Origin of the sequence: Natronobacterium haloterrestre, from assembly GCF_900112205.1 — an archaeon.
In the GTDB taxonomy this organism is placed as follows: Archaea; Halobacteriota; Halobacteria; order Halobacteriales; family Natrialbaceae; genus Natronobacterium; species Natronobacterium haloterrestre.
This window is the reverse complement of sequence record NZ_FOKW01000003.1, coordinates 41,787-65,564: the sequence shown is the minus strand read 5'-3', so window position 1 is coordinate 65,564 and position 23,778 is coordinate 41,787. Positions and strand designations below refer to the sequence as shown.

Below are 23,778 nucleotides of genomic sequence, written 5' to 3'. Positions count from 1 at the left end.
GGATAGGATACCGTATCCAATTGGATACGAAACCGTTATCAGTGATACGACCCACTCTTCGGGTGACAGAGTACTATGGCACGTCTCGAACTGAGCAACCTGCACGCTGAAGTAGCAGAGGGCGACGAGAAGATCCTCGAGGGCGTCGATCTCGAGGTCGAGTCGGGCGAAATCCACGCGCTGATGGGGCCGAACGGCTCCGGGAAGTCCACGACCGCGAAGGTCATCGCGGGCCACCCTGCCTACGAGGTCACCGAAGGTGAGGTTCTCCTGCACCTCGAGGACGAGGAGTTCGGCGAAGAAGTCGAGATCGACGAGGACCAGCGCACCTGGAACCTGCTGGACCTCGAGCCCAACGAGCGCGCCGCACTCGGCGTCTTCCTCGGCTTCCAGTATCCGGCCGAGATCGAGGGCGTCACGATGACGAACTTCCTGCGGACGGCGCTGAACGCCAAGATCGAGGAGCGCGAGGAGCTCTTCGAGGAAGAGGACGGTGAAGAAGAAGACGAGGAGGAGGGCTTCGAATCCTCGCCGATGGAAGGGGACGTCGACGAAGGCGAAGTCGGCGTCGCCGAGTTCCAGAAGATCCTCCAGGAGAAGATGGAGCAACTGGACATGGACGAGAAGTTCGCCCAGCGTTACCTCAACGCCGGCTTCTCCGGCGGCGAGAAGAAGCAAAACGAAGTGCTGCAGGCTGCGATCCTCGAGCCCTCGATCGCCGTTCTGGACGAGATCGACTCCGGGCTCGACATCGACCGACTGCAGGACGTCTCGAACGGCATCAACGCCCTTCGCGACGAGCAGGGCACCGGCATCCTCCAGATCACCCACTACCAGCGCATCCTCGACTACGTCGAGCCCGACCACGTCCACGTGATGCTCGACGGTCAGATCGCAAAGAGCGGCGGTCCCGAGCTCGCCGAACAGCTCGAGGACAAGGGGTACGACTGGGTCCGCGAAGAGGTCTACGGCACGGCGTAACCGAATTCGGCTAGAACAACGGTAATAACCCTACAGCCGTAACCACATACACAATCAAATTATGAGTTCCGAACAAGACCACCTCAAAGACACCGACACCGAAGCGCGGTTCGAGTTCAAGAAAGACCAGAACGCCGCGGTGAAATCCGAGAAGGGCCTGACCGAGGAGATCATCCGGATGATCTCCGAGGACAAGGACGAGCCCGACTGGATGCTCGAGCGCCGTCTCCGCGCGCTCAAGCAGTACCAGAACATGCCGATGCCGACGGACTGGCCCGGCCAGCCGGACCTCTCGGGCCTGGACATCGAGGAGATCGTCCCCTACATCCGCCCGGACGTGGACAAGCGCGAAGGCGTCGACGACTGGGACGAACTTCCGGACGAGATTCAGGACACCTTCGACAAGCTGGGCATTCCGGAAGCCGAGAAGAAGGCGCTCTCGGGCGTCGGCGCGCAGTACGAGTCCGAGGTCGTCTACCAGAACATGCAGGAGCAGTGGGAGGAGAAGGGCGTCATCTTCATGAACATGGACGAGGCCGTCCAGGAGCATCCCGACCTCGTCAAGGAGCACTTCATGACGACCTGCGTCCCCCCGAGCGACAACAAGTTCGCCGCGCTGCACGGCGCCGTCTGGTCCGGCGGCTCGTTCGTCTACGTCCCCGAGGACGTCACCGTCGAGATGCCCGTCCAGGCGTACTTCCGGATGAACTCGGAAGGGATGGGCCAGTTCGAGCACACGCTGATCATCGCCGAACCCGGTAGCGAGGTCCACTACATCGAGGGCTGTTCCGCGCCCAAGTACGGCACCCACAACCTCCACAGCGGAGGAGTGGAAGTCTTCGTCAAGGAGGACGCCCACGTCCAGTACTCCACGGTGCAGAACTGGTCGAAGAACACCTTCAACCTCAACACCAAGCGTGCCATCGTCGAAGAGAACGGTACCATGGAGTGGGTTTCGGGCTCGATGGGCTCGAAGGCCACCATGCTCTACCCGTGCTCGATCCTCAAGGGTCGCGGCGCGACCGACACCCACATCACCATCGCCTTCGCGGGCGAGGGTCAGGACATCGACACCGGCGCGAAGGTCTACCACAACGCGCCCGACACGAGTTCGACCATCGAGTCCAAGTCGATCTCCAAGGACGGCGGCCGCACCAACTACCGCGGCCTCGTCCACATCGCCGACGGCGCCGAGAACTCCTCCACCGCGGTGGAGTGTGACGCCTTGATGTTCGACAACGAGTCCACCTCGGACACCATGCCGTACATGGAGATCGAGGAGTCGAAAGTCGACGTCGCTCACGAGGCGACCGTCGGCAAGATCGGCGACGAGGACATCTTCTACCTCCAGTCGCGCGGACTGGACGACGACGACGCCAAGAAGATGATCGTCGCCGGCTTCATCGAACCGATCACGGAGGAACTGCCGATCGAGTACGCGGTCGAACTCAACCGCCTCATCGAACTCGAGATGGAGGGAAGCCTCGGATAATATGAGCACGACGCAGGTACACGCCAATCTGACGGAGGAACAGGTACGCGAAATCAGCGGGAACTTGGACGAGCCCGAGTGGCTCACGGAGACCCGTCTCGAGGCCCTCGAGGCCCTCGAGGACCTCGACATGCCCGACGTCATCCGGACGCCGGGTCGCGACTGGACGAACCTCCACGAACTCGACTTCGAGTCGCTCGTGGACCCGCTGAACGCGGCCGAGGACAAAGACCAGGTCGGTCCCGACGAGGCCGAGGTCCTTCCGTGGTCCGAGGCAGTCGCCGAGCACGAGGACCTCATCCGCGAGCAGTTCGGCTCCGTCGTCGATCCCCAGGAGAACTATCTGACGGCGCTGTCGACGGCGCTGTTTAGCACCGGGACCGTCGTCTACGTCCCCGAGGGCGTCGACGCCGAGGACGTCACGATCCGCACCGAGCAGAACTCCCGCTCGCTGTTCAACTACACGCTCGTCGTCACCGAGGAGTCCTCGTCGGTCACCATCCTCGAGCGACAGTCGACCGGCGAGAAGCAAGACGAGCAGTACTACAGCGGGATCGTCGAGGTCGTCGCCGGCGAGAACAGCCGCGTCCAGTACGGCAGCCTCCAGAACCTCTCGGAGGACGCCTACAACTTCACCGTCAAGCGCGGCGACGCCGACACCTACGCGACGATCGACTGGATCGAGGCCAACCTCGGCACGCAGCTCACGAAGACCGAGGTCTCGACGGAGCTCAACGGCGACTCCTCCGAAACCCAGATCGTCGGGGCTTTCTACGGCCACAACGACCAGCACTTCGACCTCGACGCGAAGGTCTGGCACCGCGCCGAGCACACCACGGCGGATCTGGTGACCCGTGGCGTCACCGACGACGTCGCCCGCTCGGTCTACGAGGGGGTCCAGGACGTCGGCAAGGACGCCTGGGACACCAGCTCCTACCAGCGTGAGAACACGCTGATGCTCTCCGACGAGAGCGAAGCCGACGCCTCGCCGAAGCTGATCATCAACAACCACGACACCGAGGCCAGCCACTCGGCGACGGTCGGCCAGATCGACCAGGAGGACCTGCTGTACATGACCTCCCGCGGCCTCGATCCCCGCTCCGCGCGCAACATGCTCGTCGAGGGCTTCTTCGTGCCCGTCCTCGAGGAGATCGACGTCGACGAGCTTCGTGACGACCTCGAGGAACTGGTCGCGGCTCGTCTCCGCCAGCGGGACTGACGGAACGACTCGACTCCCGTCTCCGTTCTCGTCTCTCCTCTCAACTCTCGGTTCCGTTTCCCTCGTTTCGCTTCTCTCCCCGAATCCCAGACCCGGAGTTCCGTCTCCCGCGTTCGTCTTTCCATTGCCGAGTATCTCTCGATCCCCGAAACCACGCTCCGGGACGACTAAGTGCCACCGGCTCTCTTGTGCAGATATGAGTCTGGGACAGCGCGTCTCGAGCGACCACCAGCTTGCCCGGTTGCTCCAGATCGGGGTCGTGCTGGAGGAGGTCGTCGAGTCACGCGCCGCCCACCACCTCGATTCGCTCTCGCCGGAAGAGCGTGCGGACGTCCACGAGGAGGTGCGGGAGTTGCTCGTCGAGGCCAGCGAGGAGTCGGCCGAACACCGCGAGCGACTCGAGGCGCTGATCGACGATCTCGACGCCGAGACGGTCGCCTACGAAGAGATAAACGCCCTGGTCGACGCCCAGTACGGGCCGCCCGAGGACACGGACGGCGTCCTCTACGACCAGTTGGCCAACGAGGAGACTGCCTACAAGTTCTACGACGACCTCATCGACGCGATCGAGGCCTCCGACGCCGACTACAGCCTTGACGAGGACCGGCTTCTCGACACGTTGTACGGCATTCGGGAGGAAGAGAAGGAGGGCGTCGAAGAGGTCACCGAGATCATGGAGCACAGAGCATGATCGGGGCGACCGCGACGACGGGAACGAGTCCGGGATCGACCGTTCGCGAAAGACAGCATGCGAACGTGAACGTGAACGCGAACGCACACGCACACGCACACGCACACGCACACGCCACCGACGGAGGGATGCGATGAACACCGCAGATCAGTACCTCAAGGCGATCTACCTCGCCCAACGAATCGAAGACGGCCCCGCGTCGACCGGCACGCTCGCCGACCTGCTCGAGGTGAGTCCGGCAAGCGTCAACGAAATGATCGGGAAACTCGAGGACCGCGACCTCGTCGACCACGAAAAGTACAAGGGTGCCAGCCTGACCGACGAGGGACTCGAGCGCGCTCACGACGCCCTCCAGACGTACTGTATCATCGAGCGGTTCCTCGCGAACGTCCTCGAGGTCGAGGAGTTCCGGGAGGAGGCCCGCGCGCTGGAAAGCGTCATCGACGATACGGTCGCGGAGCGGCTGGATACGATCATCGACCGCCCGGAGGAGTGTCCCGACTGTTTCGACCCCGAAAAGGACTGCTGTGAGCGACTCGAGGCCGAGTTGAGCGGTTGCGCGGACTGATTCGTTCGTTTCCTCCCGTTTGGTTTGTCTATTGGCCGTTTCGTCCGGGTGGCCCTCCGTCGTTTGACGGTCCGGCGTCTTCGGGTGGTCCGGCGTTATCCGGCGGTCCAGCGTCTTCGGGTGGTCCGGCGTTATCCGGCGGTCCAGCGTCTTCGGGTGGTCCGACGTTATCCGGCGGTCCAGCGTCCTCCGGCGGTCCGGCGCTATCAGGGGGACCAGCGTCATCGGGTGGTCCAGCGTCCTCCGGCGGTCCGGCGTCAATCGGTGGGCCTGGATCGTCCGTCGGCCCCGAATTCCTCCGTTGATCATCGTCATTCGAGGAGCCATCGTTGTCGGACCCCCCCGAACCGCTCGGCTGTCCCGTACCATCGGCGGACCCTTCGTCGACCGGCGGTCCGTCGTCGACCGGCCCGGGGTCGTTCGGCGGAACGGATTCCTCCCCCTCCGATCCGACGGCCTCCTGCGCATCCGATCCCCGCTCGTCGGGTGACGACTCCAGTCCTCCGCTCGGCGGGGCGTCGGATCGATCCGCCGGGTTCGCGTCGCCATCGTCCTCGTCGCCGGAATCCGTCTCCGACGCGCTATTCGCGGCCGAATTCGTCGTTTCGGTCTCCGTACCGTCGTCCTCGTCGATCCGGCCTGCTGCGCTCTCGGAACCGTCCCCGCTCGAGGTTTCGGTCGGTAGGTCGTTCGTCTCCTCGAGGTCGGGTGGCTCCGTCACCTCCGCTTCGGGGCCCTCGTCGACTGTCAGTTCGGGGACCAGTAGCCACGTTACGGCGGCCATCGATGCCCCGACGAGACAGACGACTGCGATCAGGTACGCGCTCGAGGTCGGCGAGTCGGCGTCGGTACCGGGTCCGGTGCCGGACATGGAGACGGGTCGACCGACGCCGCGGCCCGGCTTTAGTAGGCAGCGGGTACACGTCGCGTTCGGCGACGGAATCGAGCGCCGGGGGGCCGGAGACTCGAGGACCCGGTAACCCGGTGACCCCGGGGCCGGGGGCCGGGGGCCGGGGACGTCCTCGCCTCGTTCCCGAGGCAGGACGCTCCTCGTTGTGTCGGATATCGTTAGGATCGACGAACCGGGAAGCGGACCGGCCAACTCACGCGCCGGGCGGTCGCTCGTCCCCGAACCGCAGGTATCGGCGGCCGACGAGTGCTGCGGCGACGAGGACGAGAACGGCAGTCGCGCCGAACTCGAGCGGAAGTGTCCATCCGCCGTCGCCGCTCCAGTCGTCCTCGAAGACCGCAGCGTAGAACTCGGCGACCTCGGGGCCGTGGGCGGCGACGAGCACCTCGCGGTTGTTCCGGAAGGCGTTGTCGTTCCAGTTGGCACTACCGACGACCGCGACTTCGCGGTCGATCACGAGCCCCTTGGCGTGGATCTTTTCGAACCGATCGGTGTCCCCGACGAGTCGTACCTCGAGCGGTAGCTCTTCGTTTCCGGCGATTCGCTCCAGTTCCGTCGCGAGCGCGGCGTTTTCGTCCTCCCGGTACCACGTCGAGTCGAGCAGGATCCGTACGTCGACGCCGCGACGGGCCGCGTCGACGGCCGCCTCGAGCACCCGCGCGTCGGGGTCGATGCTGCCCTGGACGACGAGGAGTTCGTCGTCGGCCTCGTCGATGAGTTCGACCAGCCGTCGTTCGGCGTTGTCTGGTGCGACCAGTAGTTCGGCCGATTCGAGTTCGACCGCCGCCGTGTCGTGGACTGTGGGGAACTCCCGCGGTGGAGCGTCGTCGGCGACGAACGAAGCCTCCCGGCGGAACTCGGCCCCGTTCCGGGTGTCCCATCCCTCGAAGTCGGTTTCGAACACCGTCTCGAGTTCCGCGGCGAGGGTCTCGTCCTCGAGGACGATTCCCCATCCGCGGTTCGACTCGCCGCCGACCCCCGACTGCTTCCAGTTCTCGGTCGTGACGAGGAGCCGGTCGTCCGCGACCGCGTACTTCGGGTGGTGGTACCGGTATCGTGCGCCCTCGCCGCCGATCGCCCGCACGTCGACGCCGGCGTTCTCGAGGCGCTCGAGGACCGGGGCAGTGTCTTTCGGTATGCCGCCGACGGGGCCGGACTCGAGGAGCACGGCGACGTCGACGCCCCGCTCGGCGGCCGCGATCAGTTCGTCCGCGACCGCGTCGGAGGTGACGGTATAGCCGGCCAGCAGGAGGCGTTCGTCGGCGCTCCGGATCGTCTCGAGCGGAATTTCGGGTGAGTCGGGGAGGACGAACGCGGTGGCTTCGGCCGCGTCGCCGGTCACGACGGGGCGACACGTCGCGTCACGGGGCCACCAGTAGCCGCTGGCGGGAGTGGCGGCGTCGGCAGTGGTTTCGGTGTCCGCCCGGTACCACCGGTCCCCCGTCGGGGCCCGGTCGTAGCTCACCGCGTCGAGGCGTTCGGTTCCCCCGTCGGCCTCGGTCCGGAGTTCGAGGTCGTCGCCGTCGACGGCGAGTCTGACCGCACCCTCGAGTTCGACGACCGGCGCGTCGGTCAGCGGGTCGGTCGCCTCGGGGTCGACGCTGGCCGCAACCCTGCCCGAAACGGTTTCGTTCGGGAACGACGCGGTCCGGTAGCCGTCCGTCAGCGTCCAGTTTCCGACGCGCGTGTCGGGGGGCGTCTCGAGGAGCACGTATTCGCCGACGTTCCCGTCGGTCGTCGGATTGGGATAGAGTTCGATAATCCGTGGCTCCGGGACGAGGTCGGGTTCGGGCTCGGGCTCGGGCCCGGTTCCGCCCGGCTCGAGAACGGTTTCGTCGTGAGGGCAGCCGACGACCCCGTCTGTCGTGGGGGCGGATGCAGCGATGGGGATTCCACTCCCGAGAGCGACGATGCACGCGAGGACGACCGCGAGGACGAGCATGTGGACGGCTGAGGTCGACTCCCGAACCATCACCGACGGTGGCCCCGCGATCGTATTTAAACGTGTGTGCGACGCGTCAGGCGTCGCCCTCGAAAGACCCGTCCGCGACGGCGGTCCTGACACCGGTAAAGACGAACCGTGCGCCGCCGTCGCGGCCGTCTTCGATCTCGACCGTCCAGTCGTGGGCCCGGGCCACCTCGTAGACGATGTTCAGGCCGAGTCCCGTGCCGTCGGCGGCGGTCGTCCAGCCCGGTTCGAACACGTCGTCGCGGTCCGCCGGCGGGATACCCGGGCCGTCGTCCTCCACGTAGAAGCCGTCGCCGTCCTCGAGCAGGCCGACCCTGACGGTCGCGTCCGTCCCGGCGTGCTCGGCGGCGTTACGAAAGAGGTTTTCGAAGAGGTTCCTGACCCGGTCAGGGTCGGCATAGACGAGCCCCTGGGATTCGATCTCGAGGTCGACGTCGGCTCCCGCCCGGTTCCAACACTCCGTGACGACCGACTCGACGTCGAGAGGATCGACCGACTCGACCTCGTAGCCGTGCCGGACCATCGTCAGCACGTCGTCAATGATGTCCTCGATGCGCTCGTGTTCGGCCTCGACCCGGTCGAGGTAGTCGGAGTCGTCGGTCTCGCGGGCCTGCTCGAGGTAGCCGCTGGCGACCGACAGAGGGTTCCGGAGGTCGTGGGAAAGGAGGTGTGCGAACCGTTCCAGTCGGTCGATCTGGTGGTGGAGCTTTTGCTCGTACTCTTTCTGGGGCGCGATGTTCCGGAAGGCGCCGATGACGAGCCCTCCCTCACTTTCGACCCGGGACTCGAGCACCTGGGCACTGATTTCGATGGGAACGCGTTCGTCGTCGTCGGTGACGACGTGGAGGTCCTCCCCCTCACAGGAGCGCAACTGGACGATTTCCGTCGACTCCGCGGCGGTCTCGAACAGTTCCCGGTATCGGTCGCGCTCGGCCGGCGGGTGCAACTCCGTCTGGTGTCGCCCCACGATATCGTCTTTGGGAGCGCCGATCAGATCGGCCGCGCGCCGGTTGACTTCGAGCAGTTCGCCGGTTTCGGCGTCGGCGATGAACATGGCGTCCGGGGCGACCTCGAAGACCGCCCGGTACTTTCGCTCGAGGGTTTCGCGCCGGCTGATGTCGCGGATCGACGCCATGACCAGGCGATCCGAGCCTGCTTCGGTCTCGATCGAACTCAGACTGATGTCGACCGGGACGGTCGACCCGTCCTTTCGCCTCCCGCGCAGATCGAGGCCGGCCCCCATCGAGCGGGTTTCCGGGTCCGACATGTAAGCCTCGCGCAAGGGAGGGTGATCCTCGCGGTCCTCCTCGGGGATCAGTCGCTCGACGGGTTCGCCCACCAGTTCCTCGGGAGCGTACCCGAAGAGGTCTTCGACGCGATCGTTCGCGTGGCTGATCTCGCCGTTCTCCCGGACGATGACGATCGCATCGGGTGAGCGGTTGAAGAACGCTTCGAGGTGGGCCCTGTCGAGATCCGGTGCCATTCTCGGTTCTGCAGACGAACAGGGCCGCGAAATATAACAAGCCACCGGTCTCCCCGACGGACGGGAACGGGGACGAATCGATCGATTGCGGTCCGCTGGCCAGGTCCAACCCGGCTGTACGTCATTTCCGGCGCAATCGCCACCCGGAACGGTTGCGCCGGGAAATCGCTACAGGGATCCGTATCAGGCCGCGGGCTCCTCCGAGAGGTCGACGCTCTCGGCTTCGACCTGGACGAGGTACGCCCGGTCGTCCTCGTACTCGGCGACGATCTCGACGGCGTCTTTCGTGCCGATGCGGTTGAGCGCCCAGGCCGCGCTGGCGCGGACGCGGTCTTCCTCGTCGTCTTCGAGGACGTCCGCCAGCGGCTCGATGGCGCGGGTGTCGCCGATCAGACCGAGCGCGCGGGCGGCCCAGCTTCGAACGTCGGGGTTGTCGGCGACGAGCTGTTGGGCCAGCGGCTCGACGGCCTCCTCGGCCCCGATCTCGCCGAGCGCGCGGAACGCCGGCTTCTGGAGGTCGGGGTTGGAGTCGACGTAGTCGACCAGAGCGTCGACGACCTGGTCGTCGGCGACGCCGATCTTGCCGAGAATGCGGATCGCGGCCTGGTCGCGACGGCCGGCCTTCTGGACCATCGGCTCGATCGCCTCCTCGGGGCCCATGCGCTCGAGGGCCTCGAGGCAGTGTTCCTCCATGAATTCGGAGCCCAGCGAGTCGTAGGCCAGCAGGATCTGGTCGACGTTGCCCCGTTTCTCGTGGACCTTGAGCGCGTGCCACTCCGGCGGGAAGTCCTTGACGTGATCGAGGACGTCGAAGAATCCCTCGCGGCGGAGTTGTTCGCGGACCTCGAGGTCGGTCCACTCGGTCGCGTCGTCGACCGCGCTCTCGTAGTCGTCGGTCGCCTCGAGCAGGCCGGCGATCGTCTCGGCGTCCTCGTCCGGATCGAGGTCGGCGTCCTCGACGGCAGCCGTGGCGTCCTCGAGGGTCGCGTCGAGGTCCTCGGGGACGGTCTTTTCCTCGTCGCCTTTCTCCCCGAGTTCCGCGCCGCTTGCGGGCTCTCGGTCCTCGGGGAGCGACACCGAACTGCCGAGCAGGTCGTTCAGTTCGGCGAGGAAGTCGTCGGTCGCCTCGATCAGTTCCTCGTCGCCCTCCAGGGTCCAGCGGGTACCCGTGATCGTCCCGCTGACGCCGTCGATCTCGCCGACGACGTCCTCGGCGTAGGGCCCGCGCTGGTCCTCGAGGTCGTCCTCGAGGTCGCCCAGGTCGCTCTCGATGTCGTCGTAGCGGTCCTGCAGTTCCTCCTCGGGTGCTGGCTCGTCGTCCTCGTCGTCCTCGTCGTCCTCGTCGTCCTCGTCGTCGTCCGTTTCCGGCGGGTCGGGGATCTCGAGGTCCTCGAGTTCCTCGCGGAACGCGTCGAGGTCGGCCTCGACGACGTCGAGGTCGTCTTCGGTCTCTGCGGCCTCGAGGTCGGTGTCGAGTTCCTCGAGGTCGCTCTCGAAGCGCTCGAGGCGGTCCCGGATGGCCTCGAGGCCGCGGTCGCGGTCGCGGTCGACCGACTCGGTCCCGTTCTCGTCATCGTTCCCCTCGTCTTCGCTCATGGTACCACCGTCGCTGGGAGACGACGCCGACGCGTGACAGAGTCCATACGCTACGGTCGTGGCAGGATCGCCCTAAGCGTTTCCATGCGCGTCGAGTTCGGCGGGGCGTGGATCGTTACGCCAGTAGAACCAGGGGCTCAGCGTCATGTAGGCCAGCCCCAGCAGGAGCAACGCGAAAGGGAACGACCGGTCCGCGAACTCGGGGACGAGCACGGCCAGGACGTGGACGACGCCCATGATCCCCGCGTCGCGGGCCAGCAGGTCCGGGTAGGTGATCCGCGAGACCATCAGGTAACAGAACGCGCCCGTGATCGCGAGGACGAGCCAGGCGTCGGCGACCCGCGCGAGGATGGCGGCCCCGAGGATCGTCGCCGCCAGCGTCGTCTGGATCCCCTCCGTGTAGTTGGCGGCCGTGTCGTAGGCGGTGTACATCCCCAGTCGGGTGACCGCCGTCGCGACGAACAGCGCACAGACGACGGTTACGAGCAGCAACTCGACGGTGACCCCGCCGTCGAACCCGATGCCGAATCCGTCTGTCACCACGACGAACGCGAGGACGGCGGGCGCGACCGCGAAGGAAGCGACGTCGGCCAACGAGTCGAGATAGGGACCGGCCTCGGTGCCGCCGTAGCGTCGCGCGAGGATGCCGTCCAGGCCGTCGGCGACCGCAGCGAGCAGGATCAACCGTGCGGCGAGATCGATGTCGACGAAGGCGATGACGGTCGCGACGAACCCCAGGGCGGCGTTGGCGACCGTCACCACGTCGGCGACGCCCAGCCGGCCGACGAACCGCGGGAGCATACTCGCGGATTCGGCGGGCGGGTGCCTTACGTGTTTTCGTTTCGCCCGTGTCTGGAGCGGGTTCGGGGGGTCGAGCCTCGAGGGCAGGAACGCGAGTCAGGACCGGTAACGCGCGTGCGGGCGCGATCACGAATAAACTCGTCCCGCTTCGGCGAACCGGGCCGGTTATATTGCGCCTCTGCTAACGATTTCGCATGAACCGGCGCGTCTATCTCGCGGCCGTCGGCACCGCCGCCACGAGCGGGCTGGCGGGGTGTACGTCCGCTCTCGGAATCCTCGAGGACGAGGGCTGTGATGGAGAGGCGTGTGACATCGGGATGACCAGGAACGCGTTCGTCCCCGAGGAGTACGAGGTGGGCGTCGGCGACACCGTCGTCTGGAAGAACACGAGCGGTGCCGATCACACGGTCACGGCGCGTGAGGGGACGCTCCCGGACGGGGCCGAGTACTTCTCGACGGGCGATTTCGAGGACGAAGACGCCGCCTACGACGCGTGGTTCGACGACCGCGGTGGACGGCTCGGGACTCGCCAGACGTTCGAGCACACGTTTACGGTGCCGGGCGAGTACACGTACGTCTGTATTCCGCACGAACGCGCCGGAATGGTCGGGACGATCGTAGTGACCGACGACTGACGGACTGAAGTCGATTTGCCGCGGCCTCGAGACGTCTGCACCACGTCTCGAGCGTAGCGTCCACCCAGTTACTCCCGCGAGCGCTCAGCCTTCTCGCGAGCGATCCGTTTTCCATCAGTTCCGTTCGGGGCTACCGTAACATCCCCGGACGGGATCTCTCAGTTCGGTTTTCGACACCGTCCAGCCACGGTACTCGTCACGACAGACTTTTCACCACCAAAAGATATCACCTAGTTGTATGAGCGACTTCGATCAGTTCAGTCAGGTCGGCGAAGCCGACGTAACGCGTGCCATCGGACAGGAGTGGACCGAGGAGTTCATGGACTTCTCGGACTCGGACGTCATCATCGTCGGCGGGGGGCCCTCGGGGCTGACCGCGGCCAAGGAACTCTCCGAGCGCGGCGTCAAGACGATGGTCGTCGAGAAGAACAACTACCTCGGCGGCGGGTTCTGGCTCGGCGGGTTCCTGATGAACAAGGTCACCGTCCGCGACCCCGCCCAGTCGATCCTCGAGGAACTCGACGTCTCCTACAAGGAGTCCCAGGACAGCGAGGACCTCTACGTCGCGAACGGGCCCGAGGCCTGTTCCGGGCTCATCAAGGCCGCCTGTGACGCGGGCGCGAAGATGCAGAACATGACCGAGTTCACGGACATCGTCATCCGCGAGGACCACAAGGTCTCGGGGATCGTGATGAACTGGACGCCGGTCCACGCCCTGCCCCGCGAGATCACCTGCGTCGATCCGATCGCCGTCGAGGCGGACCTGGTCATCGACGCGACCGGCCACGACGCGATGGCCGTCAAGAAACTCGACGAGCGCGGGGTGCTCGACGCCCCGGGGATCGGCGACGCCGAGGCCAACGCCACCGGCATGGACCAGACGGGCGACGACAGCTACGGCGCGCCCGGCCACGACTCGCCCGGCCACGACTCGATGTGGGTCGGCAAGTCGGAGGACGCCGTCGTCGAACACACCGGCCTCGTTCACGACGGCCTGATCGCGACCGGCATGGCGACCGCGACGACCTACGGCCTGCCCCGCATGGGCCCGACCTTCGGGGCCATGCTCGTCTCGGGCAAGCGCGCGGCCCAGGAAGCCCTCGACGAACTCGAGGTCGACGCCGAACCGGTCGACATCACGTCGCGAGCGACGCCGGCCGACGACTGAGACGAGCGATCGCCAGCCCACCGCTTTCGTCCGCAATTCGCCGGTTCACGCGGACCGCGACCGAAACCTTTCTGCGGACGGCGTCGAAAGCGATCCTACGCTGACTCGTTCTGTCGGCTCTGCCCAGTTCGTGGGAACGACCGAAACCCATACTACTGTTTTAGGCTGACCTAAAACTATGCCAACGAGACGGAACGTACTGGCGGTCGCCGCAGCGGTAACGGGGACGAGCATGGCGGGCTGTACCGACGACTCCGGCGCGGAAGCGGCCGAGGAGAGTCCCGACGAGGAGGACGACGATGACGGGACCGAGGACGCCCTCGGTGCCGAACTCGGGGTTGCGGCCGAGTGGAACGCCATCCGGTCGCGCGTCGACGACGCGCTCGCGCTGGGGATCGCCGAGGAGTTCTCGGTCGGCGCGGCCGTCACGGGCGACACGCTCGCCCGGTTCGAGGCCGCGACCGACGAGTGGGGCGCACACGAGCAACTCGAGGAGACCGACCACGACGCCTACGAGGAGTTCGAGGAGGCCCTCGAGGAACTGCGACTCGAGGCCCTCGACGAGGAGGACCTCGAGCGCGCCCACACGGAGGCCGAAATTGCCGACGAACAGCTCCGGGAGGCACAGCGACAGCGCCTCTCACACCGGAACGCCCTGGCGTTCGACATGGGGCTGTTCGCTGCACGGATCGCCGACGTGGCGACGCTCGGAATCGCGGGTGAGTTCGACGGGGCGGCGGAGATCGCCCACGAGACCGACGAGCGCTGGGAGAACTCGATCGTCCACGACGAGGTCAGCGCGGCCGACGGGGACCTGTACGCCGCCTTCGAGGGCGAACTCCCCGGACTCGAGGAGGCCGCAGAGGACGAGGACCTCGAGGCGCTCGAGGAGGGTGCCGACGCCGCGATCACGGCCGCGTTCGACGCGGCGTACGTGCTCTCGGAGGACGACGCGGCGGCCCACGCGGCCACCCTCTCGGCGATGCAGGCACGCGCCTGGGACGCGGCGGTTCTCGCCTCGCTCGAGGGGGTCGAGCCGGAAACGGCCGCCGACGTCGCCCGCGGGGCCCTCGCCCGGTTCGAAGCCTCCCGCGCCCACGACGCCGTCGGGGCGGCCGACCACGACACCTACGAGGCCTTCGAGGGCGAACTCGAGGCCGTTGCAGACGCCCTGTCGGCCGACGAGGGCGTCGACGAGGCGATGGCCGAGTTCGCCGACGCCGCGTTGCGGGCACAGTTCGCCGTCGCCGGTGCGCTCGAGAAGGCATCGGGCGACGGCGGCGGTCACGACGGCGAGCACGGCCACGGCGATCACGACGATCTCGAGGGTGGCCCGAACGTCGTGGAGGGCGTCCCAGACGACGCCGACCACGTCGTGGAGATGCACGCCGCGAGCTTCGAACCCGAGGAACTGACGATCGAGGCCGGCGAGACCGTCGCCTTCGAACACGTGGAGGGCGAACCCCACACCGTCACGGCCTACGAGGACGGGGTTCCGGACGGGGCCGCCTACTGGGCGTCGGGCGGCTTCGAGGACGAGGACGCGGCCCGCGAGGGCTGGAAAGACGGCCGCGGGGCCGTCGTCTCGGGGCACTCGTACGTCCGGACGTTCGAGGCCACGGGTACCCACGAGTTCTGCTGTATCCCCCACGAGGCCGCCGGCCACGTCGGACGGGTCGACGTGGAGTAACGCCGCCAGTACGGTCGCGAACCCACACCGTTTTCGCGGTTCGAACGTAGCCCTCCTGCATGAAGATCGTCGTCACCGGTGCGACCGGCGGCGCTGGCAGTTGGATCGTCGACCACTTCGCGAGCGAGGGCCACGAGGTTCTCGGACTCGACCTCGAGCGGCCGGCGGGCGAGCACGAGAACGCCTCTTTCCTCGCGGTGGACCTCGCCGAGCAGGGGCAGGCCTGGGAGGCCATCCTCGCGCACGATCCCGACGCCGTAGTCCACGCCGCGGGAATTCCCCGCATGGGCGAGACGACGGGGACGGAGACGTTCCTGACCAACGTCGAGACGGCCTACCACGTCTTCGAGGCCGCGGGCCGGGCCGGCGCGGACGTGGTCTGGACCTCGAGCGAGAGCCTCTACGGAACGGCCTTCGCCGCGGAGCCGTTCCTTCCCGACTATCTCCCGATCGACGAGGCCCACCCCCAGCGACCCGAGGACGGCTACGGGACCTCGAAGCTCGTCGGCGAGGAACTCGCCGCGAAGACGGTCCGGAAACACGGCATCTCGGTCGCCTCGATCCGCCCGTCGTGGATCCAGTACCCTGGGGAGTACCACACCGCGGACGAACGGGAGGCGTTCGACCCCGAAACGGCCGACCCCGCCGGCCACTTCTGGTCGTACGTCGACGTCCGCGACGTCGTCTCGATCGTCGAGGCCGCCCTCGAGGCCGACGTCGACGGCCACGAGGCCTACCACGCGATGGCCGCGGAGAACTACCTCGGGCGGCCGACCACCGAGACGATCGAGGCCGCCTTCGGCGACCTCCCCGAGGACTGCGCCCTCGAGGGCGAGGAGTCGGCGTTCTCGACGGCGAAAGCGCGCCGTGACCTCGGCTGGGAGCCCGCCCACTCCTGGCGGGACGCCGAGACGGCGGCCGTCGACGGTCCGGCGTTTCTCGCGGACTGATTCGCGGAACCGGGCGGGACCGCAACTGATTCACCGTGTGGTACAACTAGGTACTACATGGTCGATCGAGTCACGCTCTATCGCCCGAAGACCGTCGCGGACGGGGATAGCGAGCGCCCGGAGCGGGCGGGGCAGGACGGAGTCGTAGACACGGACGAGATCGCGGACTGGCTCGCGGGCCGCGTCGACGCCGAGATCGAGGTCCGGGATCGGTTCCTCGAGGTTCACCGAAACGACGACCTCCCGGAGCGGTTCGCCGCCGCTCGGATCACCTCGCCGTACGACCGCGAGACGGGCAACACGATGCTCGGGACGATCCGGTACGAGGAACGCGCCCTCGAGAACCCCGAACGGGCGGGCGGCGTCCTCTACGACGGCGTCGCCGTCCAGCGGGCGCTCAACAGCGCCCTCCCGGACGGGGAACGCGGCCTCGAGCGGTTGCACGTCCCGATTCTGGACCGGGCGATCGGCACCTGGGGGGACCACGACGGCCGCTGGCACAAGCGGGTGAACGTGCTCGGTCAACCCGCGCTCGTGTCGGTGCCCGGGCTCTACGAGGCGCCGGCAAAGCCCGAGGAGTACTACCAGGAAAAGCAACGTCACGCCCTCCTCTCGGGTGATACGCCACCCCGCGAGGTCCTCGAGAATCAGGTCGAGGGGGAGTTCCTGATCGAGGACGATCCGCGAACCACCGACGCCCTGAAGGGGTACGTCCTGCAGGCGTACCACTACCTCGAGACGGGCGAGGCGTTTTGCGAACGGGAGGGATGCCGACTCTACAACGCCCACTACCACGAGGACCTGCTCCGCGCGCAACTGCACGAGCCGGAGTTCTGTGCCGAGCACGCACGGCTGTACGAGTAGCGAGCGAAGCCGATACCGTCGATTTCGATCAGGGAGTGCCGAGTGCCGGAACCGGTACCCTCTTTTCTCTCAGCCGAGTCCCGACACACGATGAGCGAGTCCGAGTTCACGACCGATATCGTCGTTCGCTATCGCGATCTCGACCCGCTGGATCACGTCAACCACGCGGTCTACGCGAGCTACCTCGAGGCCGCCCGTACCGACTACCTCGAGGCGGCCCTCGACGTCGCACCCGAGGAGATCAACTTCGTCATCGCGAACCTCGAGATCGACTACCGACGACCGATCGTCAAGGGTGACGATCCCGAAGTCGCGCTGTGGGTCTCCCGGCTGGGCGACTCGAGCTGTACCATGGAGTACGAGATCCGGGTCGGCGACGGCGAGGTCGCGGCGACCGCGGAGACGACGATGGTCCACGTCGATCCCGACTCGAAGGGGCCGTCGCCGCTTCCCGAGGAAACACGTGAGGCCCTCGAGATGTCCGGCGCGGTCGAGGCGTCGGCCTAGCGTCTAGCGCAGATCAGGGTACCGTTCCTCTCACCCGAGCCGTCCACCGGTCAGCCGCACCACGCCGAAGAGGTGGCGCTCGTCGGCGACCGCGCTCGAGCGCTCCCGCAGCCGCCCGTGAGCGGCGTCGATCTTCGCGTCCAGCCGACCGGTCGGATCGTCCTCGTACCGAAGCCGAGTGGTGGGCGGAGTCGAGAGCACGACGATCGCCCGGAAGGCGGCGTTGACCGCGGGCGCGTACCACTCTCCGCCGTCGTTCCGAGCCGCGTTCGCGAGGACGACGTGGCCGTCGCCGACCATGTCACACCAGTCGTCGACCGCGCCGGCCGGGTCCTCGAGCATGCCGACGACGAACGTCGCGAGGACGGCGTCGACGTCCGCCGCCCCGTTGAGCGGCGGTCGCGTCGCGTCACCCCGGACAACGTGGACGTTGTCGTACCCGCTCACCAGGTCGCGGGCCCGCTCGAGCACGGGGCCCGTGAAGTCGACTCCGATCACGGTCCCCTCGGGGCCGACCGCCTCGCGGAGAGAGGGGAGGTTCGCGCCGGTGCCACAGCCCATCTCGACGACCGTGTCGCCGGGCTCGAGCCGGCAGGCCGCGGCGGCCCGGCGGCGGAGGTGCGGGACGCCGGGGGTTTTCCGCGCGATCAGGTCGTAGAGGGCCGCCCAGCGGCCGTAGAACTCCTGTGCGGATCCGGGACTCTCGCTCGCACTCATTTACAGCAGCGACCGCACGGTGTCCGCGACCGACTCCGCGTCCGTCCCGAGAACGTAGATCAGCGGCTCGATCCCCATCCCGCCGGTCTGGTAGAGCACCGTCGCCTCCGGTTGCTCCTCGATGGCCGCGCCGACGCTCGAGGCGACGTCGTCCGCCTCGTCGAATTCCGCGGTGACGTGGCCCGCATCGGAGAGGGCCGCCAGCAGGTCGGGATCGTACGCGATGTTGATCGCCGCCGCGGCGTCCGTGCCGTGTTCCCGCGCCGCGAGCAGGACGGTCGCGACGTGTTCGGAGACGCCGAACTCGGGGTCGGACGGCACCGTCGTCTGTCCTTTCACGTCGAAGATCCGCCCGGGAACCCCGGCGACGTCGTCGACGTCCTCGGCGTCCGGCGTGCAGGCGACGAGGTTCGACCCCACCGCGGGGATCAGTCGTGCGAACCCGCTCGCGTTCTCGAGGATGCGGAGCCCGCGCCGCAGCGACGAGAGAACCCGTTCGCTGGTCCGCAGGTCGCTCTCGGGGTCGTGAACGCGAAAGCCCGAGCCGTGATCGGCGAGTTCCGGGACCGCCTCCTCGTGGAGCTGGGCCAGCAGGTCGCCGCCGCTCTCGAGGTCGCGGATCAGGACCTCGATCTCGATCAGCGCCTGGACCGGCGTCACGTCGCCGGCGGCGAGCCCCTCTCCGAGGTCCTCGACGAGGGCGTCGACGCGTTCGTCCTCGGCGATGCGATCGTTGATCGTAACGTCGCCGTGAGCGTACTTCGAGACCGCGCTCTGGCTGATTCCGAGCACTTCGGCGACTTCGCTCTGGGTGAGTCCCTGCTCGCGGAGTTTCCCGGCCAGCATCGACCGGACGGTCGGCAGGAACTCGTCGACGACGATTTCCTCGACGAATTGCATTCAACGGCCCTACGCCCGCCCAGGGGATAACTTGTTGGCCCTCGGGCCGACGAGTGCGGACCGAAAAGATCCACACTTATCGGGCCTCGGGATGACCGTCCAGACGATCGATGTCCGCCAAAGCCGCCGTACTCGCGCTCGTCTCCGGCCTCGCCGCGTTCCTCGGCATCGGTATCGCCACGACCGTGATCACCGGCCCGATGGTCGAGTTCGAACTGCTGCTCGGTCTGCTCACCGGTACGTTCGCCGGCCTCGTCGCGACGGTCGCCGTCAGTATCGCCTTCACCCCCGACTCGCCGCCGGGCCGCCGCCGCGCCGCGGGTGCCGTGACGGGGTTCGGCGCGGGGTTCTTCGTCGGGGTCGTGGGCGGCGTCGTCGTCGCCCACCTCGGCACGATCCAGTCGATCGGTGCCGGGCTCGCGCTCGGAATCGTCGGTGCCTACGCCGTCTCGCGGTCGGGGTTCGGGACGGCCCCGGAAAGCGACGTCGTCGAGTAGCCCCCGACTCGAGCAACACGAAAAGAGCCGGACCGTTTCAATCCTCGAGCTGGTCGCCGCCGAACTCGTGGTCGCCCTGGATGCGGGAGGCCTGCGGGCCGTCCTGGTCCTGGTACTTCGACCCACGCTCGCTTCCGTAGGGTCGGTCGGCCTCGGTTTTGAGTTCCGTAAACGTCAGCTGGGAGATGCGCATCCCGGGCGTGAGCGCGACCGGCGCGGTCCCGAGGTTCGAGAGTTCGAGCGTGATCTGGCCGCGGTAGCCGGGGTCACACAGCCCTGCCGTGGCGTGGACGACGACGGCGAGTCGGCCCAGGGAGGACCGGCCCTCGACGTGGGCGATCAGGTCCGGCGGGATCTCGACGCGTTCGTGGGTCGTCCCGAGCACGAAGTCGCCCGGGTGGAGGATGAAGTCGTCGCCGTCGTCGACGACCGTCTCGTTGACGTACTCGTCGACCTCCTGCTCGGAGTCGGGGTGGATACAGGAGATGTTCGTTCGCTGGAACTCGAGGAACTCCCGGCCAAGGCGCAGGTCGATGCTGGCCGGCTGGATCTGCAGTTCGGGATCGTCGAGCGGTTCGACGACCAGGTCGCCCTCCTCGAGTCGATCGAGGATGTCCGCGTCTGAGAGGATCATACCCGTCGAGTCGAACGGCGCGGGTGTAAACGGTTCGATCCGGTACGGCCCTCGTTCGAGTTTACTCGAGGGCCGCGTCGATCGGCGCGGACACCCGCTCGAACGACAGTGCCTGGAGTTCGACCTGCTCGCCGTCGACGAAGATCGCGGGTGTCCCCCGGACGCCGTTCTCCCGTCCGTAGGACTTGTCGGCCTCGAGCGTCGACCGGTGCGTGACGTCCTCGGCGGCCTCGCGGACGGCCGCCGCGTCGAGTCCCTGCTCCTCGGCGACCCCCTCGATCGTGTCGTAGGAGTAGGACATCTGGCGTTCGAAGATCGCGCTCGAGAACGACCAGAACGCCTCGTCGCCCTCGCTCTCGTAGGCTTCGCGGGCCGCGCTGGCGACCGCCCACGACCAGGTGTCGTCGACCGGGATGGGGAAGTCCCGCTGCTCGAACCGGATCCGACCCGGTTCGATGTACGTCTCCACCAGCTGCGGGTAGATCTCTAGTTTGAACGTCCGACAGTGCGGGCACGCGAAGTCGTCGTAGACCGTCACCGTCACGTCCGCGTCGGGGTCGCCGGCGACCGGCGGTTCGGGAACCGTATCGTCATCGTCGCCATCGCCGTCGCTTCCCAGACAGCCCGCAGTCACACCAGCAGCGAGGGCGGTGGTCGTCGCGAGGAACGATCGCCGCGTGTTGTCCATATCTACCCTATCGATGCGTTCGTCAAAGGGGTGTCGACTCCCGACCCGCTCCGCGTCACAGGGATCGTCGCTGCTTTACCGTTCGCCCTCGAGAGCACGGGTATGAAACAGGCCATCGTCGCCCGGACGGACGTCGGGATGGGCCAGGGAAAGCTCGCCGCACAGGTCGCCCACGCGTCGCTGTCGGCCTACGAGAAGGCCGACAGGCGGGCCCAGGACCGCTGGAAACAGGGGGGACAGAAGAAAGTCGTCCTGAAAGGGGAAAGCGAACGCCAACTGCACGAACTCTCCGAGATCGCCGACAGCAAGGGGATTCCGAACGCACTGATCCGCGACGCGGGGCACACGCAACTCGAGCCCGGGACCGTCACCGCGCTGGCGGTCGGTCCCGCAGAGGAGGACCTGGTCGATCGCGTGACCGGCGACCTGTCGTTGTTCTAGCCGGCAGCAGCTACTTGGTCGGCGGCGTCGACTCGAGGACGATGGCAGTTCTCTCGACCGAAGACGAGGGCAAGTTCCTGATGGACGTCAGGGGCGAACAGATCGGGATCATTACGGAAGTCGATCCTGACAGGCAGGTCGCGTACGTGGACCTCGATCCTGGTCTGGCCGAAGCCTGGATGGAGAGTCTGGGCCGCGGCGAGGCCGGGGACGACGACGCCGAAGTGCCGAGCGAGAACGTCGAGACGATCACGGACTCGGAGGTTCGGGTGGACGCGGACCTCGGCACCGGGGCGTAGCACGAGTCGCCTCGAGTCAGGTTCGCCTCGAGCGGCCTCCGAGAACGTCGGACTGTGACGGCCGGAGCGACCGGGTTCCGGAGCCACGAGAACGAACCGATTTATCCCCCGCGGCCGAAGCGCCGGCAACGACCATGCGTCCCGCACACCCTACGGAGCAAGCCGTCGGCCTCGAGTACTACGTCAGCGACACCGACGGCGTCGGCGGCCGCCTTCGCGAGGACGACGACCAGTTCCGGGTCCGGGAACTCGAGCGGTTCTCGACCGAACCCGTCGACGCGGACGTCGACGCCTACCCTCACCTCGTCTTCCGGGCGACGCTGCGGGGCTGGGACACCAACGACTTCGCGGCGCGGCTCTCCGACGCCCTGGGAATCTCCCGCGAGCGCGTCGACTGGGCCGGCACGAAGGACAAGTACGCCGTGACCACCCAGCTCTTTTCGGTCTACGGGGCCGACCCGGACGACCTCCCCGAGATCGACGGCGTCGAGATCGAGGTACTCGGCCGGGCGGGACGAGGCCTCGAGTTCGGCGACCTCGCCGGCAACGCCTTCGAGGTCGTCGTCAGCGACCCCGCCGAACCCGACAACGCCGACGGGATCACCGACGAGTTACACGCGTTCGGCGGCCGCGACGGCGAACCCCGGGAGATCGGCGTCCCCAACTTCTTCGGCCAGCAGCGGTTCGGCAGTCGCCGCCCGATCACTCACGAGGTCGGCCTCGAGGTCGTCCGCGGCGACTGGGAGGGCGCGGTGATGGCGTACCTCGGCCGGCCGACCGAGGCCGAACCCGAGGGGACCCAGGCGGCCCGGACGTTCCTCGAGGAGACCCGCGACTGGGCGGAAGCCCTCGAGCGGTTCCCGAACCGTCTGCGGTACGAACGGTCGATGCTGCACGAACTCGCCGAATGCGACGGCGAGCCCGGACCCGACGAGTTCCGGGCCGCCCTCGAGCGGGTCCCGTCGAACCTCCAGCGGCTGTTCGTCCACGCCGCCCAGTCGTACGCGTTCAACCTGATGCTGAGTCGCCGACTCGAGCGTGGCCTGCCGTTCGACCGACCCGTCGCGGGCGACGTGGTCTGTTTCGCCGACACCGGCGGCGACGTCCCCGAGGAGATCCTCCTGCCGGACACCGACAGGCTCCAGCGCGTCGACGAGCGCCGCGTCGACTCGGTGACCCGCCACTGCGAGCGCGGCCGCGCGTTCGTCACCGCGCCGCTGGTCGGCACCGAGACCGAACTCGCCGACGGCGAGCAGGGTGAGATCGAACGAGCGGTGCTCGACGACCTCGACCTCGCGCCCGGCGACTTCGATCTTCCGGGCGAGTTCTACTCGAGTGGTACCCGGCGCGCGATCCTCCTCCGGACCGCCCTCGAGGTCGACCGGGACCCGCTCGCGCTGTCGTTCGCGCTTCCGAAGGGGTCGTACGCGACGGTCGTGGCGCGGGAGTACCTCAAGGTCGATCCGATCGACCTCGGCTGAGGCTCGACCGCACCGACCGCGCTCGAACGGTCCACTGGGAGTGGTTCACCGAGAGTCGTTGTGCTCGAGTGTCGGCTCGCCGTAGCCAATGCGGACCAGCGGCTGGCCGGCGGTCTCCGTCGAGGGTCGGTCGACGATCAAAACAGGTCTCGGACTGTGTGTCTTCCGACGGTCGTGACGGAGTCGGAACGACACCGCCACCGCCACTGACACCGCCACCGACACCGCCACCGTGCCGATCGACCGTCGGGAGCGATCACTGCCACGTCTCGAGTTCGACGGCGTAGTCGGATTCGATCCATCGCGTGTTCGGATGGCGTGGGCTATAGAGGAGATACAGGTCGGATACCACCACGTCCAGTTCGTCGCCGGGTACCCCCTCGGGTTCGGCCTCGTCCCAGCGTTCGCTCCACCCATCCGCTCCCGGATCTGCGTCACTCATACTGCTCTCACTCGCTACCGGCATTTCGTCATCGATCCGCATACCCCGTGTTCCTAACAGTGTCAGTCCGGATCGCGCTTTCCGTATTCTCGGCTGTCAGACTTCTCTACGCGTACGTACTCGGGTGAGATCCCTAACGGCCAATAAATGGTGAA

25 protein-coding genes are annotated in these 23,778 nt (G+C 67.2%); 15 read left to right on the top strand and 10 right to left on the bottom strand.

Annotation, left to right across the window (positions count from 1 at the left end; genetic code table 11):
- Window positions 1-75: 75 nt before the first annotated feature.
- The 5 genes from BM113_RS06950 (at window position 76) to BM113_RS06930 (ending at window position 4,951) form a co-directional block, all read left to right on the top strand.
- A complete protein-coding gene (locus tag BM113_RS06950; RefSeq protein ID WP_089786570.1) occupies window positions 76-981 on the top strand; it encodes an ABC transporter ATP-binding protein in 906 nt (301 codons plus the stop codon).
- 61 nt (window positions 982-1,042) lie between these two features.
- Complete coding sequence (gene sufB, locus BM113_RS06945) at window positions 1,043-2,473, top strand: Fe-S cluster assembly protein SufB (protein ID WP_089786568.1); 1,431 nt, start codon at window positions 1,043-1,045, stop codon at window positions 2,471-2,473.
- A gap of 1 nt (window position 2,474) precedes the next feature.
- Window positions 2,475-3,692 carry a Fe-S cluster assembly protein SufD gene (gene sufD, locus BM113_RS06940; protein WP_089786567.1) on the top strand — a complete coding sequence of 406 codons (1,218 nt, stop codon included), beginning with the start codon at window positions 2,475-2,477 and terminating at the stop codon, window positions 3,690-3,692.
- Between the two features lie 196 nt (window positions 3,693-3,888).
- On the top strand, window positions 3,889-4,383 hold the full coding sequence (locus BM113_RS06935; protein WP_089786565.1) for a M41 family metallopeptidase: 495 nt from the start codon (window positions 3,889-3,891) through the stop codon (window positions 4,381-4,383).
- 133 nt (window positions 4,384-4,516) lie between these two features.
- Window positions 4,517-4,951 carry a metal-dependent transcriptional regulator gene (locus tag BM113_RS06930; RefSeq protein WP_007140908.1) on the top strand — a complete coding sequence of 145 codons (435 nt, stop codon included), beginning with the start codon at window positions 4,517-4,519 and terminating at the stop codon, window positions 4,949-4,951.
- A 28-nt stretch (window positions 4,952-4,979) separates the two neighbouring features.
- Here BM113_RS06930 and BM113_RS06925 read toward each other — a convergent pair whose 3' ends face one another.
- From BM113_RS06925 to BM113_RS06905, 5 genes are all read right to left on the bottom strand, one after another.
- On the bottom strand, window positions 4,980-5,822 hold the full coding sequence (locus tag BM113_RS06925; protein ID WP_089786563.1) for a hypothetical protein: 843 nt from the start codon (window positions 5,820-5,822) through the stop codon (window positions 4,980-4,982).
- A gap of 232 nt (window positions 5,823-6,054) precedes the next feature.
- The gene (locus BM113_RS06920) at window positions 6,055-7,833 is read right to left on the bottom strand and encodes a phospholipase D-like domain-containing protein (RefSeq protein WP_089786561.1); all 1,779 of its coding nucleotides are present in this window, start codon (window positions 7,831-7,833) and stop codon (window positions 6,055-6,057) included.
- A 46-nt stretch (window positions 7,834-7,879) separates the two neighbouring features.
- The gene (locus BM113_RS06915) at window positions 7,880-9,313 is read right to left on the bottom strand and encodes a PAS domain S-box protein (protein ID WP_089786559.1); all 1,434 of its coding nucleotides are present in this window, start codon (window positions 9,311-9,313) and stop codon (window positions 7,880-7,882) included.
- Between the two features lie 183 nt (window positions 9,314-9,496).
- A complete protein-coding gene (locus tag BM113_RS06910; RefSeq protein WP_089786557.1) occupies window positions 9,497-10,909 on the bottom strand; it encodes a HEAT repeat domain-containing protein in 1,413 nt (470 codons plus the stop codon).
- A 72-nt stretch (window positions 10,910-10,981) separates the two neighbouring features.
- Window positions 10,982-11,710 carry a protein sorting system archaetidylserine synthase gene (locus BM113_RS06905; protein ID WP_089786555.1) on the bottom strand — a complete coding sequence of 243 codons (729 nt, stop codon included), beginning with the start codon at window positions 11,708-11,710 and terminating at the stop codon, window positions 10,982-10,984.
- 194 nt (window positions 11,711-11,904) lie between these two features.
- Here BM113_RS06905 and BM113_RS06900 point away from each other — a divergent pair, with 194 nt between their 5' ends.
- The 6 genes from BM113_RS06900 to BM113_RS06875 all read left to right on the top strand — a co-directional run bounded on the left by BM113_RS06900 (window position 11,905) and on the right by BM113_RS06875 (window position 17,524).
- Window positions 11,905-12,345, top strand: coding sequence for a cupredoxin domain-containing protein (locus BM113_RS06900; protein WP_089786553.1), 441 nt, complete (start codon window positions 11,905-11,907; stop codon window positions 12,343-12,345).
- 238 nt (window positions 12,346-12,583) lie between these two features.
- On the top strand, window positions 12,584-13,513 hold the full coding sequence (locus tag BM113_RS06895) for a sulfide-dependent adenosine diphosphate thiazole synthase (RefSeq protein WP_007140901.1): 930 nt from the start codon (window positions 12,584-12,586) through the stop codon (window positions 13,511-13,513).
- A 178-nt stretch (window positions 13,514-13,691) separates the two neighbouring features.
- Window positions 13,692-15,203, top strand: a complete 1,512-nt coding sequence (locus BM113_RS06890) for a DUF5059 domain-containing protein (RefSeq protein ID WP_089786551.1) — start codon at window positions 13,692-13,694, stop codon at window positions 15,201-15,203.
- Window positions 15,204-15,262: 59 nt separating this feature from the next.
- A complete protein-coding gene (locus BM113_RS06885) occupies window positions 15,263-16,153 on the top strand; it encodes an NAD-dependent epimerase/dehydratase family protein (protein WP_089786549.1) in 891 nt (296 codons plus the stop codon).
- 57 nt (window positions 16,154-16,210) lie between these two features.
- The gene (locus BM113_RS06880) at window positions 16,211-17,017 is read left to right on the top strand and encodes a DUF7001 family protein (protein WP_089786548.1); all 807 of its coding nucleotides are present in this window, start codon (window positions 16,211-16,213) and stop codon (window positions 17,015-17,017) included.
- Between the two features lie 90 nt (window positions 17,018-17,107).
- Window positions 17,108-17,524, top strand: coding sequence for an acyl-CoA thioesterase (locus tag BM113_RS06875; RefSeq protein WP_089786546.1), 417 nt, complete (start codon window positions 17,108-17,110; stop codon window positions 17,522-17,524).
- Between the two features lie 30 nt (window positions 17,525-17,554).
- Here the strand turns inward: BM113_RS06875 and BM113_RS06870 are convergent, their stop codons facing one another.
- Both BM113_RS06870 and BM113_RS06865 read right to left on the bottom strand, forming a co-directional pair.
- Window positions 17,555-18,241 carry a class I SAM-dependent methyltransferase gene (locus BM113_RS06870; protein ID WP_089786544.1) on the bottom strand — a complete coding sequence of 229 codons (687 nt, stop codon included), beginning with the start codon at window positions 18,239-18,241 and terminating at the stop codon, window positions 17,555-17,557.
- Complete coding sequence (locus BM113_RS06865) at window positions 18,242-19,141, bottom strand: thiamine-phosphate synthase family protein (RefSeq protein WP_089786542.1); 900 nt, start codon at window positions 19,139-19,141, stop codon at window positions 18,242-18,244.
- A gap of 110 nt (window positions 19,142-19,251) precedes the next feature.
- Between BM113_RS06865 and BM113_RS06860 the strand changes: the two genes are divergently transcribed.
- The gene (locus BM113_RS06860) at window positions 19,252-19,638 is read left to right on the top strand and encodes a DUF8147 domain-containing protein (protein WP_089786541.1); all 387 of its coding nucleotides are present in this window, start codon (window positions 19,252-19,254) and stop codon (window positions 19,636-19,638) included.
- A gap of 37 nt (window positions 19,639-19,675) precedes the next feature.
- On the opposite strand, the gene dcd is transcribed toward BM113_RS06860, so the two are convergent.
- Both dcd and BM113_RS06850 read right to left on the bottom strand, forming a co-directional pair.
- The gene (dcd, locus tag BM113_RS06855; RefSeq protein WP_007140893.1) at window positions 19,676-20,272 is read right to left on the bottom strand and encodes a dCTP deaminase; all 597 of its coding nucleotides are present in this window, start codon (window positions 20,270-20,272) and stop codon (window positions 19,676-19,678) included.
- A 61-nt stretch (window positions 20,273-20,333) separates the two neighbouring features.
- Window positions 20,334-20,960, bottom strand: coding sequence for a DsbA family protein (locus BM113_RS06850; protein ID WP_007140892.1), 627 nt, complete (start codon window positions 20,958-20,960; stop codon window positions 20,334-20,336).
- Window positions 20,961-21,062: 102 nt separating this feature from the next.
- Here BM113_RS06850 and pth2 point away from each other — a divergent pair, with 102 nt between their 5' ends.
- The 3 genes from pth2 to truD all read left to right on the top strand — a co-directional run bounded on the left by pth2 (window position 21,063) and on the right by truD (window position 23,181).
- Window positions 21,063-21,401 carry a peptidyl-tRNA hydrolase Pth2 gene (gene pth2, locus BM113_RS06845; protein ID WP_007140891.1) on the top strand — a complete coding sequence of 113 codons (339 nt, stop codon included), beginning with the start codon at window positions 21,063-21,065 and terminating at the stop codon, window positions 21,399-21,401.
- A gap of 41 nt (window positions 21,402-21,442) precedes the next feature.
- Window positions 21,443-21,700 (top strand): hypothetical protein, encoded by a 258-nt coding sequence (locus tag BM113_RS06840; protein ID WP_089787211.1) that lies wholly within the window; start codon window positions 21,443-21,445, stop codon window positions 21,698-21,700.
- Between the two features lie 134 nt (window positions 21,701-21,834).
- Window positions 21,835-23,181, top strand: a complete 1,347-nt coding sequence (gene truD, locus BM113_RS06835; protein WP_089786539.1) for a tRNA pseudouridine(13) synthase TruD — start codon at window positions 21,835-21,837, stop codon at window positions 23,179-23,181.
- A gap of 256 nt (window positions 23,182-23,437) precedes the next feature.
- On the opposite strand, the gene BM113_RS06830 is transcribed toward truD, so the two are convergent.
- Window positions 23,438-23,623, bottom strand: a complete 186-nt coding sequence (locus tag BM113_RS06830) for a hypothetical protein (RefSeq protein WP_089786537.1) — start codon at window positions 23,621-23,623, stop codon at window positions 23,438-23,440.
- Between the last annotated feature and the right edge of the window lie 155 nt (window positions 23,624-23,778).